The organism is Anaerotignum faecicola (genome assembly GCA_024460105.1).
Lineage (GTDB): Bacteria > Bacillota > Clostridia > Lachnospirales > Anaerotignaceae > JANFXS01.
On the sequence record JANFXS010000163.1, the window covers coordinates 1 to 502 of the forward strand.

General features: G+C 45.6%; 1 protein-coding gene. It reads left to right on the top strand.

Going from position 1 to position 502, the window contains the following annotated elements; all coding sequences use genetic code 11:
- Positions 1–502 (top strand): flagellar hook protein (locus tag NE664_13300; protein MCQ4727608.1); only part of this gene is annotated, 502 nt, incomplete at both ends.

A 502-nucleotide genomic window follows, 5' to 3' on the forward strand; every position in this document is an offset into this window, starting at 1 on the left:
GCCGGTACGGTGGAGAATCTCGGATTCGGGACTGGATTTTCCAATAAACTGGACTATGGCACCTCCCTGAAAAACATGAACTTTGCCAATAAACCGCAGGGCGGCAGATACGAATTTGAGATTAATGGTGTAACCATTAAAGGATTGACTGAGGATTCTACTCTGAGTGATGTGATCAGTGCCATCAATAACAGCGGAGCGGGAGTAAAGGTGTCGTATTCTTCGGCGGCGGATAAGTTTATTATGGAATCGACTTCGACCGGGTCCATATCCAATATTACCATGAAGCAGACCTATGGAACGCTGCTCACTTCCATGTTTGGTGTGGAGGCTGCAGGAGTTCAGTCATCACTGTTTTCAAAGGAACTGACAGGAGACACTGCAATCGGTTTAGAGGATGTCAGGAGAGTTTTAAACAGCGGAAATGATGAAAAGCTGGTGTTTCAGGTTGACGGAAAAGATGTAGAGATCACACTGGAAGGGAAAACCGGTAACAGTAAAT